Origin of the sequence: Pedobacter sp. AK017 (genome assembly GCF_014200825.1) — a bacterium.
GTDB classification, from domain to species: domain Bacteria; phylum Bacteroidota; class Bacteroidia; order Sphingobacteriales; family Sphingobacteriaceae; genus Pedobacter; species Pedobacter heparinus.
The window spans coordinates 109,704-128,432 of the sequence record NZ_JACHCW010000008.1; the positions used below are offsets into that span (position 1 = coordinate 109,704).

General features: G+C 43.6%; 12 protein-coding genes. 7 read left to right on the forward strand and 5 right to left on the reverse strand.

All coding sequences use genetic code 11. The features are described from left to right. The first annotated feature begins 87 nt into the window (after positions 1-87). Positions 88-1,182 (forward strand): redox-regulated ATPase YchF, encoded by a 1,095-nt coding sequence (gene ychF, locus HDC92_RS12975; protein ID WP_183875084.1) that lies wholly within the window; start codon positions 88-90, stop codon positions 1,180-1,182. Here the strand turns inward: ychF and HDC92_RS12980 are convergent. Next, entirely contained in the window at positions 1,179-2,522 is a 1,344-nt protein-coding gene (locus tag HDC92_RS12980) for a S8 family peptidase (protein WP_183875086.1), read from the reverse strand. The two genes, ychF and HDC92_RS12980, sit on opposite strands and share 4 nt — an antisense overlap. Before the next feature lie 390 nt (positions 2,523-2,912). After that, a complete protein-coding gene (mgtE, locus tag HDC92_RS12985) occupies positions 2,913-4,289 on the reverse strand; it encodes a magnesium transporter (protein ID WP_012781477.1) in 1,377 nt (458 codons plus the stop codon). A gap of 196 nt (positions 4,290-4,485) precedes the next feature. Between mgtE and HDC92_RS12990 the strand changes: the two genes are divergently transcribed. Further along, positions 4,486-8,598: a hybrid sensor histidine kinase/response regulator transcription factor gene (locus HDC92_RS12990; RefSeq protein WP_183875088.1), complete on the forward strand. Its 4,113-nt coding sequence runs from the start codon at positions 4,486-4,488 to the stop codon at positions 8,596-8,598. On the opposite strand, the gene HDC92_RS12995 is transcribed toward HDC92_RS12990, so the two are convergent. Beyond that, complete coding sequence (locus HDC92_RS12995; protein WP_183875090.1) at positions 8,599-10,737, reverse strand: glycosyl hydrolase 115 family protein; 2,139 nt, start codon at positions 10,735-10,737, stop codon at positions 8,599-8,601. It abuts the gene before it with no gap. 5 nt (positions 10,738-10,742) lie between these two features. Beyond that, a complete protein-coding gene (uxuA, locus tag HDC92_RS13000) occupies positions 10,743-11,945 on the reverse strand; it encodes a mannonate dehydratase (RefSeq protein WP_183875092.1) in 1,203 nt (400 codons plus the stop codon). A gap of 183 nt (positions 11,946-12,128) precedes the next feature. On the opposite strand from uxuA, the gene HDC92_RS13005 reads away from it, so the two are divergent. From HDC92_RS13005 to HDC92_RS13020, 4 genes are read left to right on the forward strand one after another with little or no spacing between them, the layout of a single operon-like run. Then, positions 12,129-13,484 carry a hypothetical protein gene (locus HDC92_RS13005; RefSeq protein ID WP_183875094.1) on the forward strand — a complete coding sequence of 452 codons (1,356 nt, stop codon included), beginning with the start codon at positions 12,129-12,131 and terminating at the stop codon, positions 13,482-13,484. Positions 13,485-13,496: 12 nt separating this feature from the next. Further along, on the forward strand, positions 13,497-14,396 hold the full coding sequence (rbsK, locus tag HDC92_RS13010; protein ID WP_183875096.1) for a ribokinase: 900 nt from the start codon (positions 13,497-13,499) through the stop codon (positions 14,394-14,396). Between the two features lie 7 nt (positions 14,397-14,403). Further along, complete coding sequence (locus tag HDC92_RS13015; RefSeq protein WP_183875098.1) at positions 14,404-15,402, forward strand: GRP family sugar transporter; 999 nt, start codon at positions 14,404-14,406, stop codon at positions 15,400-15,402. Positions 15,403-15,414: 12 nt separating this feature from the next. Then, a complete protein-coding gene (locus HDC92_RS13020) occupies positions 15,415-17,622 on the forward strand; it encodes a glycosyl hydrolase 115 family protein (protein ID WP_183875101.1) in 2,208 nt (735 codons plus the stop codon). A gap of 26 nt (positions 17,623-17,648) precedes the next feature. On the opposite strand, the gene HDC92_RS13025 is transcribed toward HDC92_RS13020, so the two are convergent. After that, the gene (locus HDC92_RS13025) at positions 17,649-17,942 is read right to left on the reverse strand and encodes a hypothetical protein (RefSeq protein ID WP_012781468.1); all 294 of its coding nucleotides are present in this window, start codon (positions 17,940-17,942) and stop codon (positions 17,649-17,651) included. 165 nt (positions 17,943-18,107) lie between these two features. Between HDC92_RS13025 and HDC92_RS13030 the strand changes: the two genes are divergently transcribed. After that, complete coding sequence (locus HDC92_RS13030; protein ID WP_183875103.1) at positions 18,108-18,683, forward strand: ferritin-like domain-containing protein; 576 nt, start codon at positions 18,108-18,110, stop codon at positions 18,681-18,683. Positions 18,684-18,729 lie beyond the last annotated feature (46 nt).

The following is an 18,729-nucleotide window of genomic DNA, read 5'->3' on the forward strand; positions in this document are numbered from 1 at the left end:
TTGTTCAATAGGGTTTATTACCCTAAACATAAAAAATATTTTTAAAAAATTGATACCTTTGCGCCAAATCAAGAAATAAAATCATTCATGGCATTACAATGTGGTATAGTTGGTTTACCAAATGTTGGAAAATCTACATTATTTAACTGTTTATCTAACGCAAAAGCTCAAGCAGCTAATTTCCCTTTTTGCACTATCGAGCCCAATATAGGTGTAATTACGGTACCGGACGAAAGGTTAACGAAATTAGCAGAATTGGTTAAGCCAAACCGCGTTGTTCCAAATACCATCGAAATCGTAGATATCGCCGGTCTGGTTAAAGGTGCATCCAAAGGAGAAGGCCTGGGTAACCAGTTTCTTGGCAACATCAGGGCTACCAATGCTATCATTCACGTACTGCGTTGTTTTGATGACGGAAATGTAATCCACGTAGATGGTTCTGTTGACCCCATCCGCGACAAAGAGATCATTGATACTGAATTACAGCTTAAAGATCTGGATACAGTGGTCAAACGCATCCAAAAGGTAGAGAAAATGGCAAAGACCGACAAGGATGCCAAAAGAACATTCGATATACTCAGCCTGATCAAAACCCATCTTGAAAGTGGTAAATCTGTGCGCTCAGCAGCTGTATCTGCTGAAGATTTTGATTATATACAAGACATGGGTTTGCTTACACAAAAACCTGTAATGTACGTTTGTAATGTAGATGAAGGTTCTGTAATTAACGGCAATGCTTATGTAGACCGTGTTAAAGAAGCCGTAAAAGACGAGAATGCTGAAGTATTGGTGATATCCGCCAAAATAGAATCAGAAATTGCTGAGCTGGACAGTTATGAAGAACGTCAGGAATTCCTTGCCGATCTTGGCCTGACTGAGTCTGGAGTAAACAAGCTGATCGTGGCCGCTTACCGTTTGCTTGACTTATATACTTATTTCACAGCAGGTGTACAGGAAGTGAGGGCCTGGACCATCACCAAAGGCTTTACTGCCCCTCAGGCTGCCGGTGTGATCCATACAGATTTTGAAAAAGGGTTTATCCGCGCTGAAGTAATTAAATACAACGACTTTGTAACCTTAGGTTCTGAAAATGCATGTAAGGATGCAGGCAAGCTGGGTGTTGAAGGGAAAACTTATGTAGTGGAGGACGGGGACATCATGCACTTCAGGTTTAACGTTTAGGGCTTGGTCATTTCTGCTGCCATCTGCAGGGCATTATAGGCATTTACGATTCCACCTGTAGTACAAAGTTCGGTCATAGCTACTTTCTGACCCTTTGATTTTGGTTTGATTACCGGGAAATCGATTTTCGTGACAGACTGTTCGATGATGAATTTTATACGTTTTGCTGAAAGTTCCGGATAATAACTTTTAATCAGTGCTGCTATTCCGGCTACCACTGGTGTAGCCATACTGGTGCCCGACAAAGGCTTATATTTATTGCCAGGTATGGTCGAATAAATCCCTACTCCAGGGGCAAATACATCAACTGTTTGATCGCCATAATTGCTAAAAGGAGCAACCAGCGCGGCAGCAGTAGCACCACTGGCACCAACCGTAATCATATTAGCGAACTTTTTATTTCCCTTTATATAAAAGGGTGTGGGATAATGTGGCAGGCTGTCTACATTTACGCCATCATTTCCGGCCGCATTAATTAGCAATACGCCCTTCTTTTCAGCATATTTAATGGCATCTTCTACCATTTTCCGTTCAGGTGAAAGTTTTTTACCAAAGCTCATGTTGATGATCTGGGCTCCGTTATCTACAGCGTATCTTATTCCTAAAGCCACATCCTTATCGTATTCATCTCCATTGGGCACTACCCGGATCCCCATTAGCTGTACAGCATCAGCAATGCCATCCATCCCTTTATCATTTCCGCGAACAGCACCAATAATTCCTGCCACATGCGTACCATGAAAATAAGGATCGCCAATTAAATTGGAGTTACCGTAAAAGCGGTCTTTGATGTTCATATAATCATCTTTCACCTGCTTACCACGATAATCAACCGGGGCAACGCTGTCCTTACTGGTCAATAAACTTTTGCTTTTTAACCAGAGCTGGTAAAGCTTCCGGTCTTTCTTCTTAAGGTCCTGCTCATTTTGCAGCTTTTCGAACAGGAGTCTGTATTTAAAATAAATGCGTTGTTGTTCCGGTACTTCCGTAGTCACCTGTCCGTCAGGACCACCCAAAAAATTCCAGCCCAGCACATCCCCCTTATATCCATTACCATCTACATCCAGGTTACCGGGTTTTTCCCCCACATTTCTCCATAAATTAGCCCTCAGGTCTTCATGCAGGGTATCTATCCCCGCATCCAGAACGGCTACGATTACAGTTTTTGGCGTTTTCCCCTTCAGCAACTCAGCATAAGCCTTTATTACTCCGGTACCATAAATTTTGTCTTCAGTTATAGATTTTAAATGCCAGTTTTGCGCTTGCTGTTGTTGCTGCTGCTGTGCAAAACCTAAAAATGGCAGCAGCAGGCCAACCATTAAGCCTATCGTTTTCTTCATATAATTTTTCGTTAGTCAGCCGCAACTTACAAATATTTCTGCTAACTGCGGAATGAATTGCAACATGAATTATTAGATTTAATTATCTAATATAAACTCTCTATAATTGACGTTTTACGATCAAAAACACCTACTTTCCTTTAAATCGTCTCGTTTAACTGAACTGAAAAGATGAGCTATGGCGACATAATGAAAAAAGTACGCAACAAGGGATGCAGTTTCAAATTCAGGAAAAAGAAAGAAATAAGTAAGCAGGATAAAAGGAGCTGACGTATTACTGTTGCAGCCTGAACTGCTAACAGCATATATGGAAGTATATATTTCTTTTGTAGCAGAAAACCGAAAAAGGATTAGTAACAGTACTTATTTGGGACGTATTAATTATCCTCCTTAAAGCAATACTCCTTTTAAAATCAGCACCGCCACACTAAAATAGATTACAATACCGGTTACATCCACCATAGTGGCCACAAAAGGAGCCGAAGATGTAGCCGGGTCCAGCTTTAATCTTTTCATAATAATCGGCATCATTGCACCAATCAAACTACCCCAAAGCACTATGCCAATAAGGGTGAAGAATATAGTCAGTGCAATTAAAAACCAATGCTCACCATAATTGTAAATATCCAGGTTTTGCCAAAGCACTATCCTTAAAAGCCCTATGCTGCCTAATGTGGCCCCGAGCAGCAAACCCGAAATAATTTCGCGGCGCATTACTTTCCACCATTCAGCAATGGTAATTTCCCCCAGTGCCATCGCCTGGATAATCAGTGTTGAAGCCTGCGAACCACTATTGCCTCCGCTACTCATGATCAAAGGAATAAACAGCGACAGTACTATTGCTTTTTGCAGTTCAATTTCAAAATGCTGCATGGCTGTGGCAGTCAGCATTTCTCCTAAAAAGAGTACAATCAGCCAGCTTGCGCGTTTTTTTACCAGTCTTAAAATAGGCATATCCAGGTAAGGCTCATCTAAAGCTTCAGTACCCCCAATTTTATGCATATCCTCGGTATATTCTTCATTCGCAATCCAGAGAATATCATCCACCGTCACAATACCCAGCAATACATTGTGATCATCCACAACGGGTAAGGCTACCCTGTTATTCATTCTGAACACATTGATGGCCTCTTCCTGCGGATCAGTTACTTTTAAAGCGATCAGTCGGTGATCGGTCAGCTCCCCGATCTTAGCTTCAGGATCTGCCAGCAAAACCTCCCTGATCCTGATGTCATCCAATAATACACCCTCTTTATCAATAACATAGATCACGTCAATTGTTTCCGAATTCTTGCCATAACGTCTGATGTGTGACAATACCCGGCTCACCGTCCAGTCCTTTTTGACCGCCACATAATCGGGCGTCATCAAACGCCCCACACTGTCCTCTTTATAACCCAGCAGCGAAAGTGCTTCTAACCTGTCTTTTGCTGGTAACAGGATGATAAGCTTTTTAACCGCATCCCCTTTCAGCTCGCTAAACAACGCAGTACGGTCATCCGGGGGCAACAAGTTAATCAACTCTGCCAGCTTATTGCCGGGAAGTTTTTTAATGATTCTTTCCTGGGTTGGAAAGTCGAGTATCCTGAACACATTTACTGCCCTTTTTACAGACAAGGTATCGATGATCTTTACAGCATACTGGGGAAGCTCATCTATCAGGTGTTCAACATCCGAAATGTTTAAATCATCCAGGTAAACTTTTAATTGTGCATCGTCATCCTGTTCTATCAGTTTAACGATTTCGTCAACAACTTCCTCTTCCATAAATATACTTCTTTTACATCATGACACCATCGATTTTCAGTTTTGCAAAAGTGCCTTTTATTTTTTAAAAACTTGCATCGCGGCCATAAATCTTTAGTTCTGGTTGACCAAAAAATTACGCGCATGGAAAAGAACAGTTAAATCCGTAACTTTAAGGTATCCAAATAGAAACCTTATTCGCTTAACCAGAGAAAAAATGCGCATTACCCTTACCGGGGTCTTCCTGACCTTTATAGTTTTCTTCGCCAACGCCACCTTTGCACAAAACCTTAGTTTTAAACGGCTTACCATAAATGAAGGTTTATCGCAAAACACGGCTTTCTGTATTTTACAGGATAAAACAGGCTATATATGGATAGGTACTGAAGATGGTTTAAACAAATATGATGGCTATGATTTCACCATTTATAAACACGAGAACAACGATAAAAATAGCCTGAGCAACAGCCAGGTAAATGCCCTGTGTGAAGATCCCAAAGAAAACCTTTGGGTCGGCACCTCGAAAGGACTCAATTTATTAAACCGGGATACGGAAAGCTTTAAAACCCTGTCTAACGATTTTGTAACTTCATTACTCTACGATACTCGCGGTAATTTATGGATCGGCACCTTTGATGGGCTGAAACGCTATGATTACCAAAGCAAAAAAATCATTGTATATCAACTTACCGGCAACAACCTTAACGGTGGAAATAAGGTGCAGACTATTTTTGAAGACCGGCAAAACCTACTATGGATCAGTATTGGGAACGACCTGAAGTGCTTTGATCCGGCAACCAAACAGTTTTTACCCTTACCAGATGGCATAAAAAACAACATTGCACTCCGCAAAAGCAATGTCAGGGTTATTAAACAGGATGCTTATGGCAATTACTGGTTTGGTACTGAATCTTCGGGTCTGTATAAATTTAACCCCCTGAACCGCAGCGTTACCAATTACAGGCACGATGTGAGCGACGACAATAGTTTGCCGGTTAATGTGGTACGCTCCCTGTTCCCTTATGCAAAAGATGAACTCTGGATAGGCACCCGGGATGGTTTGAGTGTGCTGAACCTGCAAACCAACCGCTTTGTAAATTACCGGTATAACCCTTATGATCCCAAAACACTCAGCCACAATTCCATCAGGGACATTTTGAGGGACCGTGCAGGCAATGTATGGATCGGTACTTACGCAGGTGGACTGAATATTTTAAGTTCAGGCAGTAACAATTTCTCCTATATTGGTGAACAGGCGGGTAAAAAACCCGGACTTACCCATCGTGTGGTCAGCTCAATCCTTAAGGCTGATAATGGTGCTTTATGGATTGGTACAGAAGGCGGTGGCCTCAATTATGTAGACCGTAAAAAAGGGATCTACAAGAGTTACGTGATCAACAGCAAACAACAGAATATTGTTAAATCGCTTGCTAAAGACAAAAATGGTAACCTTTGGATAGGCAATTATGATGGTCTTAGCTACCTGAATACCACTACCGGACAGTTTACCGATTATGAAATTACTGAAAATGATGCCAAACCTGAAAACAAACAGGTGTATGCGCTTGCCGTTGACGACAATGGCCTGTGGCTGGGTACTGATGGCCGCGGCTTAAAATTCAGGGACAACAGCGGCAAACTTACAACCTATATCAATAACCCTAAAAACAAACAAAGTGTAAGTGGAAACATTATTATTGCTTTGCTAAAAGCTCCCAACGGAAACTTGTGGATCGGAACGGAGACAGGCCTAAGCTTTTTTGACAAAAGTAAAAACACCTTCCGGCAGTTTGTGAACCAGGCCGATGATGCCTACAGTTTGAGCCACAACACCGTGCTGGCTTTATTTTTAGACCATAAACAACGGCTATGGGTTGGTACAGAGGGTGGTGGACTGAACCTTTACGATAAGGGGAAATTTTATGCCATCACCAATAAATTCGGATTGGCAAATGCTGTAATTCATGGCATAAGGGAAGACAGGGCGGGTAATTTGTGGGTAAGTACCAACAAGGGTTTATCAAAAATTGTGCTTAAACAACAGGGCCTGCCCATAAAACCGGAAATGGTACAGGTGATGAATTACACAGTAGCAGATGGCCTGCAGAGCAACCAATTTGCTTCAGGCGCAGCCGAAACAGGCGACAATGGGGAACTTTTGTTTGGTGGGATTAACGGGGTAACTACATTTTTTCCGGATAAAATTGTGAGGAACAGTTTTAAGCCCAAAGTGGTGATCACCGATTTTCTGATCAAAAACAATGCTGTCCCAATAAATGCTGAACATTCGCCACTAAAAAAAGCCATAGGGGAAACAGATAAAATCACCCTGACGCACGACCAGGCCTTTATCACCTTCAAATTTGCGGCACTCAACTTTGTAAATCCGGAAAAGAACCTATATGCCTATAAACTGGATGGCTTTTACGATGATGACTGGCACTTTGTAGGCAACCAGCGTACAGCTACTTATACCAATCTGGATGCCGGAAAGTATACTTTCATGATCAAAGCAGCCAATAATGATGGAGTGTGGAACAATGAGATCCGGAGCTTGCAGATCACAGTGCTGCCGCCATGGTGGGAAACCTGGTGGGCATACCTCATCTACGCTTCCATCATCGGATTACTGTTGTACGCTTTTTATTATTATTCTGTTAAAACGGGCAAGCTGAAAAACGACCTTGCTTTTGAACACCAGAGCCACGAAAAAGACCAGGAACTGGCACAGCGCAAACTGAGCTTTTTTACCAATATCTCGCACGAGATCAAAACCCCGCTTACACTGATCCTGGCCCCGATAGACAAACTACTGGGTCTGAATGAGGGCAACAATAAAATCCAGAACCAGCTGATGCTGATGCAGCGCAATGGCGAGCGTTTATTACGACTGATTAACCAGCTGCTGGATTTCAGAAAATTTGAATCGGGCAGCATGCAGCTGCAATCGGCCGAAGGCAATGTAGTACGCTTCATGAAAGAGATCCTGATTGCCTTTGAATCTTATGCCAGCCATCGTCGCATCCGCTTAAAACTGGTAACGGAGCAGCAAAGTATCAGGGCCTGGTTTGACCGCGACAAGCTGGAAAAAGTAATGTATAACCTGCTTTCCAATTCTTTAAAATTTACGTCCGAAGGCGGACAGGTACTGGTACGTATTAAAACCGCTGAAGAAAAGCTGCTGATTGAAGTGGAAGACAATGGCATTGGCATTTCGCCGCAGCACATCGATAAAATATTTGAACAGTTTAACCATTTTGACGACAGCAATTCCAATATTAATGGTACCGGTATTGGGCTGGCCTTTTCTAAAGGGCTGATAGAACTCCATCATGGCAGTATAACCGTACAAAGTACCGTGGCCAGTCCGCAGCAAACCGGCTTAACCTTGTTTACCATTTCGCTGCCGCTGGGCAATGCACACCTGAGTGAAGAAGAAATGATTGCCAACTACAAAGACAGTGAAAATATTGATGGTTATAAGGATACAGAGATTTCGGCCATTGCCAAACAGACCATTGAAAAAAGAAAACAGCTCGTATTAACGGCTACAGATAAAGAAAGGCTGATTTTACTGATCGTAGAAGATAACCAGGATGTACGCCAGTTTATTGCTGCACATTTTGAAGCTGAATTTGAGATTCATCAGGCCGAAAATGGACTTAAGGGCATGGAACTGGCTACTGAAATCATTCCGGATATCATCATCAGCGATGTGATGATGCCGGAAATGGATGGCATTACTTTATGTAGCAAAATCAAATCGGATACACGTACCAGCCATGTTCCGGTTATTTTACTAACCGCCCGTACCCCTTTGGTGTATAAGATTGAAGGTTATGAAACAGGTGCCGACGATTACATTACCAAACCCTTTAACCTGAACATGCTGGAAGCCAGGGTATGGAACCTGTTGGATTCGCGGCTAAAACTGCGCGAACGCTACCGGAAAGAGATCAGTTTGCAGCCTAAAAATGTTGCCATTACCTCACCAGATGAAAAGTTTCTGGAAAAAGCAATGGCTTATATTGAACAGAACATCAGCGAAGCTTCTCTGAGTGTAGAAGAGCTGGGTAAAGAAGTAGGTATGAGCCGCGTTACATTATACCGGAAAATCAAGGGCCTCACAGACCAGACAGCCATTGAGTTTATCAGAAGTGTACGCCTGAAACGTGCAGCACAATTGCTGGAACAGAACAAGCTCAATGTAAATGAGGTGGCTTATATGGTAGGCTTTCAGGACATCGATTATTTCAGGCGCTGCTTTAAGGAACAGTTTGGCTATACCCCTAAAGAATATGCCAGCCAGGCTGGTGAAAAAGACAAATAGCTAGTTCATCTTTTTCAACAGTTCCTGAATATCATTCCGGATGCTGTCTATGCCAAAATTCTTTTCCGGCAAAGACCAGCCTTCAAACGGGCCATGGTTAACTTCAGCTTTAGTCTCTTTCAATAAAGTCAGGCATTTTAAGGTATTTTGAACATGGCCTTTTGCTATGGCTGTATGCCCCAGGTGGCTGGCTTTGTAGCCTTCAACCAGGTTGCCCAAGGCCTTGTTTACATTTTCCATAAAGCGTATGGGTATATAAAGGTCATCCTTAAAAAAGGACTTTTTATCCACAGGTAAAATCCTGTAGACAGAATCCGCGGAAAGCGCTAAACTTTTAAAATTATTTGCAGCATTTTGCAGGCCGCTTATGGCAGCGTCTACCTGGTTGGCGGCATGGTTATCGGCAGGGACTATGCTAAACTGTCGTCCTTCTGTAGCCATTGCCCCTCCTATACCCTTATTTTTATCATTAAAAGGGTTTTCCAGATAAGGTTTGTGCCATAGCGTAAAAATTTGTGTTAAGCCCCTGGCATAACGCAGGTCCTGAAAAATGTACTGACGGTCGAAACCCGGAATGTCACTCTTCCGTGGCAACCAATAGGCATTATAATAAGCAGTATATAGCTTTGGCAACTGGGCTGAAGAATTTTTACCGTAATAGGTCGCACAATAGGTTTTCAGAAAGTTGTCTGTATCGTAAGTTTTGAAATCCTGCATCATTGCAGCATTTGCACTCAGCTCTAAAATATGCTCCCTCACATTTCCGGTATTGACTACAGAAAATGTGGGCAGCTTTCCAATTTTCTGTGCCAGGTAACGAAAACTTTGTTCCATTTTCCAGGGACCCTCTGCAGCAACCAGATGTGCACCTGTACCCGTAAACTGGAAGTTTAAATAATAACCAATAGGCTTTAAGGCCAATGTTCGGTCAAACTGTTGTATTTCAGGTGGTGGATAATGGTCTCCCCTTACATTCGAATAATTGAGGATCAGATTGGGTTCATCGGGCAATACCAGCAAACCTTTGGCTAAAAAATCAGAGGCTTCATTGTAAATGGTAATTTTCATTAAAGGGTGACTTTCGCTGGTCGCTTCTTTTAACAGGGTCACCTGCAGGGCCAGCATTGCGTTGATGATGGCCGCGCGCGCTTTGTCATCCTTGGGCTCATCCATTGCATCGGCAAAAGTTTTGCGCCAAAAGGGTTTATCGCCCAGGCCCCTGAATCCGATCTGCCAGATCACATCCAGCTTTTCCCTTTTTATCGTTTCAATATGGTAAGTCCAGAATGCTTTTAATGCCGCAGTGTCTTTGAGCAGCAAGGGTATTTTCTGGTGCCTGATGTTTTTCCAGTACCTTTCCCAGTTCGTAAAAGTAGCACCGAAGGGTGCAGTATGTGTAAAACTCAGTTTAAGCCCCCTGTCCCTGGCATATTTTGCCTCTTTACTGGCATGATAAGGATTGTTCCAGCCCTCGGCATCAATCAGGTAACCTTCGCGTGTATTTAGTTTCAGCCGCAGCATGGTTTCAAAAATGGCATCATAGTTTTCTGCATTTCTGGCCTGCCAGGGGCTTAACAAATCTTTATCGTTCGGAAACCAGGCCCTGTATTTTACCATAGCCGGTGGAAAGTACAAACGGGTGTTTGCAGGTAATTGAACCAGTTTCTTTTTAGCAGGTTCAAAGGATGTCCAGATCCATAAGGCGGGGATGCCAAGAAATTTTTCCGAGAAAGTATATATCGCGTAAATGGTACCCCGCGTATCGGCACCCTGTAATACTACTGCTTTATGGCCCGCATGTTCAGCAGTAGTCAGCAAGTGCGCTTCAAAATTTGTAATGCCCCCTTCACGGAAGACTCTTGTACTTGTTCCTTTGCAGCTAACCACAATCAGGTTTTCGTTTTTAGCTGCTGCTGAAAGGGATGAAATGATTTTAGGGACGCTGCCCAATACTTTTTTCATATCGCGCTGCAGATCTGAAACTGCACGTTTTATGGCTATGTCCTCATTTTTATCTACTAAAATAACAGTTCCCGCAGTTAATATTACCGCCGGCCCGCCCAATCGGGAAACTGCCGCTTTTAAAACAATGATGTTCAAACTGCAAAAGATGATTAAGGTGGCAATTCTTTTTATCATAAGATTTAGCGGTTAATCTGATCGGATAAAGACCTGCGAATACCCAGTTCCAGGCCTCTCAGTTCTGCCAGGCCCTTCATCCGGCCAATTACAGAATAACCAGGATAGGTATTCCTGTGTACGTCATCCAGAATTTTATGCCCATGATCTGGCCGCATCGGAATGGCTATATCTGTGCGTCCGGCACTTTCACGCCGCTTTTGTTCTTTAATGATGTTCCGCATTACAGCATACATATCCGTACTTCCATCCAGGTGCTCAGCTTCGTAAAAGCTGCCATCGGCTTCTCTTTGTACATTTCTAAGGTGAATGAAATGGATGTCAGGGCCAAGTCGCTCTGCCATTGCCGGCAGGTCATTTTTAGGATTGGCCCCTAATGAACCGGTACAAAAAGTAATGCCGTTACTCGGGGACGGAATAAAATTAACCACATCCAAAAGGTCTTCTTCTGTGGATACCACACGTGGCAGCCCCAGGATTGGAAAGGGTGGATCGTCGGGATGGATACACATTTTAATGCCCAGGGCTTCTGCCAAGGGGATAATGGCCCTTAAAAAATAAGCCAGGTTTTCTTTAAGTTGTGCAGCGCCTACCTGTGTGTAACGCCGCAAGTGCTGTTTGAATTCTTCAACCGTAAATACCTCATCTGTTCCGGGCAGTCCGGCCATAATGGTATTGCTAAGCAGGCTCTTTTCTGCTTCGGTAATACTGTCAAAATACCTTTTTGCAGCTTCCTGTTGTACAGTACTGTATTCACTAAAAGCTGCTTCACGCTGCAAAATAAACAGCTCAAAAGCTGCCAGGGCCGGTGCATCATAACGCAGGGCACTGGCTTGGTTTGGCAACCTGAAATCCAGATGCGTACGTGTCCAGTCCAGCACAGGCATAAAATTATAGCATACTGTTTTTAAGTCACAGGCAGCCAGGTTTTGCAGTGAACGTTTATAAAGCGCTATGTAATGGTCACGTTCCGGTTCCCCGGTTTTAATGCTTTCGTGGATGTTCACGCTTTCTACCACCTCCCAGCTTAGTCCTGCGCTGGCAATCAGCTTTTTTCTATCATTGATCTCCTGTATGCTCCATTCTTCGCCGCATGGGATATGGTGCAGGGCAGTAACAATTCCGGTAGCACCGGTTTGCCGGATATCGGCTAAAGTAACTTCATCGTTTGGGCCAAACCACCTAAAGGTTTGTGTCAGTTTAGTCATCAATTGGTTCTATTTGGTTATCATTTCAGTACAGCAAGATAAACAGTTCCGGGGGATTGCAGCCATGATAAATGTTTCATATAGCCATGTTACAATAGGCCTGCAAATTTGTACGATGTCCCTGTTTAATCCAAAGTAGCTAACTTTAACTTAGCTTTCCTGAACCAACCAAATAAACCAGGTATGAATTTTAAAAATTTACTTTTTTATTTCCTTATGCTTGCGGCGATACCCGCTGCTGCTACCAATTATTACATCAACAGCAAAACTGGCAGCGACAACAATGCGGGCAATAGTAAAGATCGGCCCTGGAAAACGATGGTTAACCTGGGTAAAAACAAATTTATGCCCGGCGACAGCATTTTGTTTGCCAGGGGCTCGGCTTATACCGGCGGAGTAATCTTTAGCAGTTCGGGTAATGCCGCACATCCTATTGTAATCTCTCATTATAGTGTAGGTGCAGATGTAATTAAAAACACACCCAGAACAGAACTCACACCTATATTTGAAAAATACGGGGCAGGTCCTGCCCCTGCCTTCAGCAATCCGGACTGGAATGTGCTGAATGGAAACATATTCAGGATAGAAGGTAGCTACGTGGTGATAGACGGTCTGTATTTCCACGACAACACCAATCCTCCTGGCAGTGATAAGACCACTAAAAATGTGCAAAAACTTGGGGCGGTTTACCTTGCCCTGGGTACACATCACCAGGTGGTAAAGAACTGCGAGTTTTTTCATACTCCTGTAGGCATCAAAGTTAAAAGCAGTTACAGCCTCATTACCCGGAACCATTTGCACGATGCAGCAAATATGATGGCCTATTCCTGGGGGCCTATTGCCATTATGGTAGTTTCCGGTAACAATGAAATTTCGCACAACAGGGTTGAAAACTATGGCGCTTATGGCGGACCTTATGGTTCTGATGGCGGGGTAATAGAACTGGACGGGGTAGACGATAATTTTAAGGCAAACAACATCCACATCCACCACAATACCTCGATAAACAACCATGGCTTTCTGGAAATTGCTGCCCGAAATGTAGACAGTGTTACTGTGGCCTATAATTTAAGTGATGACCGCAACCAGTTTATTGGCGGAGGGGGCTATAAGGTAAATGTATTTAACAACACGGTAGTGCGTACGCGTGAACCCAATGTAGACCGTTATGTATTCTGGACCTTTAACCCGGAGCTTACTTTTTTTAATGTGAAAAACAACATTTTTTACATTGCATCCGATCTGGGGGTATTTGGGCCAGTAAAAAAAGTGACCGACCATGTGCGGGTGGCCATTGGCGAGCAGCCAAGGGAACAAAACTTATATTATTCGCCGGGCAACGAAAATCCAATAGGTATCACTGCCCGAAAAGGGGATTTGCTGGCCGATCCATTGTTCATTGATCTGCAAAACAGAAATTTCAGGCTAAGTGCCAAAAGCCCCGCCCTGGGTAAAGGGACAAAAACCAATTATACCTACGATCTGGACGGTTATCCTGTGAAAAATACAAAACCTGCCTTAGGCGCTTACGAATTTTAAATTCTTATTTTAATGCATAAAATATTAGTTATAGGCAGCACCAATACAGATATGGTGATCCTTACCAAGCGTTTTCCGGAACCTGGTGAAACTATTGTTGGTGGAAAGTTTTTAATAAATCCGGGAGGGAAAGGTGCAAACCAGGCAGTCGCTGCTGCCCGTTTGGGCGCAGCGCTTACCTTTATCACCTGTATGGGCAACGATGCCTTTGGCGCTACAAGCCGCCAGGGTTTTATACAAGAAGGTATAGATACGTCATTTATCATTACCGACCCACTGCAGGCTTCCGGTACGGCTTTAATTACTGTAAATGAGGCCGGTGAAAATACCATTGTTGTGGCGCCAGGAGCCAATACACAATTGCTTCCCGAAAAGCTGAAGGGCATGGAGTTTTTGTTTGGAACTCATGAATACCTGCTGATGCAACTTGAAATCCCAATTGAAACGATAAGTTATGCAGCTGAAACGGCAAACAGGCAGGGTAAAAAAGTAATCCTGAACCCTGCGCCAGCTGGTGTTTTACCAGATGAACTTTTACAAATGCTGTACCTGATTACCCCAAATGAAACAGAGGCTGAAATCCTGACCGGAATAAAAGTGAAGGATGAGCATTCAGCGGAACAGGCCGCAGCAGCTTTAAAAGAAAAAGGTGTTCAGCATGTGATCATTACCTTAGGCAGTAAAGGCGCCTGGGTATCGGCTGACCGGCACCACTGCCTGGTTCCTGCCCCTATTGTAAAAGCCGTAGATACTACTGCCGCCGGAGATGTTTTTAACGGCGCGCTGGCACATGCGCTTTCCTTAAACCAGGAATGGCTAACCGCAGTAGGTTATGCCTGCAAAGCGGCTGCCATCTCTGTTACACGGATCGGCGCACAATCCTCAGCCCCAACATTTCAGGAACTTAACTAAGTCAAATATGTTTATTGTAGAAAGTTATACCACAGCCATTTTATTTTGTTTCATTACCATGATCTGCTGGGGATCCTGGGCAAACATGCAGAAACTGAACTCGGGCACATGGCGTTTCGAATTGTTTTACTGGGACTATGTGATCGGCATTTTGCTGTTTTCCATCCTGTTTGCCTTTACAGCAGGCAGCATGGGCATGCGAGGCCGTGCTTTTATTCCCGATCTGGCACAGGCCGATCCTGCAAATTTATTGTCCGCCTTTACCGGCGGTGTGCTTTTTAACCTGGCCAATATCCTGCTGGTAGCTGCCATTGCCATTGCCGGCATGTCTGTCGCCTTTCCTACAGGCATAGGCATAGCATTGATCCTGGGCGTAGTGGTAAATTATCTGGCTAAGCCAGAAGGTGATCCCCGTGTACTTTTTTCGGGCGTACTGCTCATTGCTATTGCCATATTGCTAAATGCAAATGCTTACCGACGGTTAAACAGGAAAACAAGTAATTTTTCAATGAAAGGACTGGTTATTGCCATTCCAGCGGGCATTATGCTGGGCTTCTTTTACAAATACGTTGCAGTGTCTATGGTTTCAGACCAGCTCAATCCTGAACCGGGTAAACTTACACCGTATACTGCCCTGGTTTCGTTTGCAGTAGGTATTTTTGTCAGCAATTTCATTTTCAACAGCTTTATCATGTACAAACCTTTCGTGGGCGGGGCCATTCCATGGTCGGCCTGGTTTAAGGGTTCTTTTAAAGACCATGCCATGGGCATTATTGGTGGCGTAATCTGGAACCTGGGCATGTCGCTGAATATCCTGGCCGCGGCCAAGGCCAGCCCTGCCATTTCTTATGGGCTGGGCCAGGGGGCAACCGTAATTGCAGCAATATGGGGTATTTTTATCTGGAAAGAATTTAAAAATGCGGACAGGCGTACCAATAACCAGCTGTACATTATGCTGGCCCTCTATGTGGCTGGCATAGCCTTGTTAATTATTGCCCGCAGTTAAACCCAGTACAATATGAAGCAAACTATTTCACGCAAAAATTTTATAAAAGGTTGTTCGGCCACACTTGGCTTAATGGCTACCGGATTAGGCAGTTTACAAGCGGCAGCACCAGATCGCGACACCAGTTTTTACCAGGTTCAGGCACAAAAACCAGCAGAGGGTATCTTAAGAGGTTCCTGGGTGCAGACAGGCCTAGCCCAAAAGGGAGACATTACCTTGCAACAAAGCGCAATTATAGTAGCTAAAAATGAACATTCGGCCGTTCATCAGGCAGCTTTGTTCCTGGCCGCTGACATAGAAAAGATCAGCGGATACCGCCCAGCCATACAGGAAACTGTAGTAAAGGGCATTGTAAATATTGTTTTGCAAACTGCAGGAAATGGCAATGCACCAACGGCTCCGCTGAACCGCCTGAAAAACAAACGGGAAGCTTTTGCTGTACTGAGCAGCAACAATACCGTTTGGCTGCTGGGTGCTGATTTCCGCGGAACAGCTTTTGCAGCTTATACCCTGAGCGAAGGGCTGGGCATAGACCCTCTTTATCTGTGGACAGGTTATCAGCCCCTGCGGAATACCAATTTAATATTGAAGCAGACAAATTTCTTTGCCGATTCACCTACTGTAAAATACCGGGGCTTTTTTCATGATGATGAGGATGTTTTGCCAAGGCCTTTTGATAAGTATGGTTTCCCCTTGCGCATAGGAGATGTACCTTTGGAATGGTACCAACGATATTTTGAGACCGCGCTGCGCCTGAAAATGAACATGACGGCACCGTATGTACGTGTACACAGGCGCTACGAAGTGCAGAAATGTGCGAGCGACTGGGGCCTGTATTACACCTCCCATCATTATGACATTTTACTGTCCAATCCTTTTGGCATTGAACGTTTTCACCTGGCCGAAAAAAGAGGGGTAAGTAAGGAATGGGACTGGTTTAAAAACAAGGAAAACATGATCAGCTACTGGCGTGGCGGGGTTGAAGAAAACAAGGACATCAATGCAATATGGCCTGTAGGCCTGCGTGGAACTGATGACCATGCTTATGAATTCCCGAAAGATACACCCGAAAAAGAACAGGCAAAAGTATTCAGAGACGCCATTGATGCACAGGTAAAAACAGTAAAAGAACTGGTACCTGCCAGTGAGCCTGCTGCATTTCATTTTACATTGTATACTGAAATGCTGGAAAAATACAGGAAACACCCGGAAGACTTTAATGTACCCGAAGATGTGATCCTGGTATGGCCCGACAACAACGACGGACTGATGCGCGACCTGCCCAATGGTCCCGATAAATGGAAGCATGGGGTGTATTATCACCTGGCTTATTTTGGCGGGGCGCCAACCAAACAAGGCACGCATGTGATTACACCTTATCGTATTGCTGAACAGTTTAAGGCCATTGTAGCTGCCGGTGCAACTGAGTTTATGCTCGTTAATGTATCCGAAATGCGGGAACACATTATGGAAGCCAGGATGATTGCAGACATTTGCTGGAATGCAACTGCAGTATTAGACCAGAAGAATGCCGCCGAAAACTACCTGCAATGGTGGGCCCGGGAATATTTTGGCATGGCAAATCCAGCTGTCATAACAAAGGCTTATCAAAATTATTATGAATTGATTGACAGTTCCGAAAAAACCTATTTTGGCGCCACACAGTTTGAACTGATCCTTGACCAGCTGCACCGCAGGTTCAATAAAAAACAGCCGGCAAAATTAGAACCGGCTAAAATAGCTGAACTCAAAGGCAGGAATGAAAAATATGAGGATGCTTTTAAACAGATTAACCTGGTATTGCCCCAATTGAACAGGGAACAACGGCAATTCTTTTTTGAACACCTGGAACTGGGTTTAAGGATAGACCATCGGCCAACGCAGGCTGCACTGCTCTTGCTACAGGCGTTGGCAGAACCCAATGATGCCAGGGCCTGGAACCTCATTGCAGCAGCAATGGTACCACTTGAAAAACTGGAGGTGGAAATTCTCAGGGCAGAGCGGCCACCTTTCGACAAGTGGTATATCCCAACCTGGATCAGGACACCGGTATCCCCATTTAACATACACCGGTCTTATACACAACTACGGGAGTTTATGGCCAATAATGGAACTGAAACGCCTATAAAACCCAGAATGACATTTGGGCATAACATTGATGGTGCCAGGCTATGGAGTGATTTTATAGAGGAATCGGCAAGGATAAAAGCTACTTACTGATACAATCGTTTTTTTCAAATCCGGATTCAACCTGTTTCTTCCCGAAAATAAAGCTCGATCTCATCGCCAATAGCATCGACAGTAGTTTCATTAAGTATAATTTCGAGTCTTTCGCCTATTAGTTCAGGTTCGTAAAGTGGTAAATCTCCCGGCTCTACATCTTCCTTTTCTATCAGCTCCCATTCATCCCCGTTGTAATATACTGCTCCCATTACACCACCATAATAAATTACCTTATAATAATTTTCCTTTACCGGCAAAATGGTCACAGTGACTTCTTTTTTGCCATAACCAATTCTGATGTTAAATGCGCTGTCCATTTCCTTTTTAGCGTTTAATAATAATCCATAAGTAACTGAAATGCAATAACAAGCATTATTACAAAATGTTTTGTTTATTATTTATTTAAATTTTCTAAACAAAAACTCAGGAAAGAAGTTTATACCACTGCTAATACTTTTATACACCTATTAAAAACAAATACTATGGCAACAACAAAAACCGGCGGCGCAAAGACAGCTGCTAAAACCTCCAGCGTTTCGATCAAATCTAAAACAGGAAAAATGGAAGATTCTGAATTTCACGAATTCTTTGTAGATGAGCTGAAAGACATTTACTGGGCAGAAAAACATCTGGTAAAGGCTTTACCTAAAATGAAAAAAGCAGCCACAAGTCCAGAACTGGCAGCAGCTTTTGAAAAACACACGGAAGAAACCAACACCCACATTGCCACTTTAGAACAAGTATTCTCTTTATTGGAAGAAAAGGTACAAGGCAAGAAATGTGATGCGATGGAAGGTTTATTAAAAGAAGCCGACAGTATTATTGAGGATACCGATTCCGGCACTATGATTCGTGATGCAGGACTGATACTGGCTGCACAAAAAGTGGAACACTATGAAATTGCTACTTATGGTACATTAGTTGTATTTGCACAGAATATGGGCCATACCGATGTAGCTGAACTGTTGCAATTTACCCTCGACAATGAAAAGGCAACTGATGTGGCTTTAACCGAAATTGCAGTAAGTTCCATTAACGAACAGGCAGCTGCAGAATAATAACCTGCTTCAAAACACACCTTTTTCCGATGAGCCTAAGGTTCTA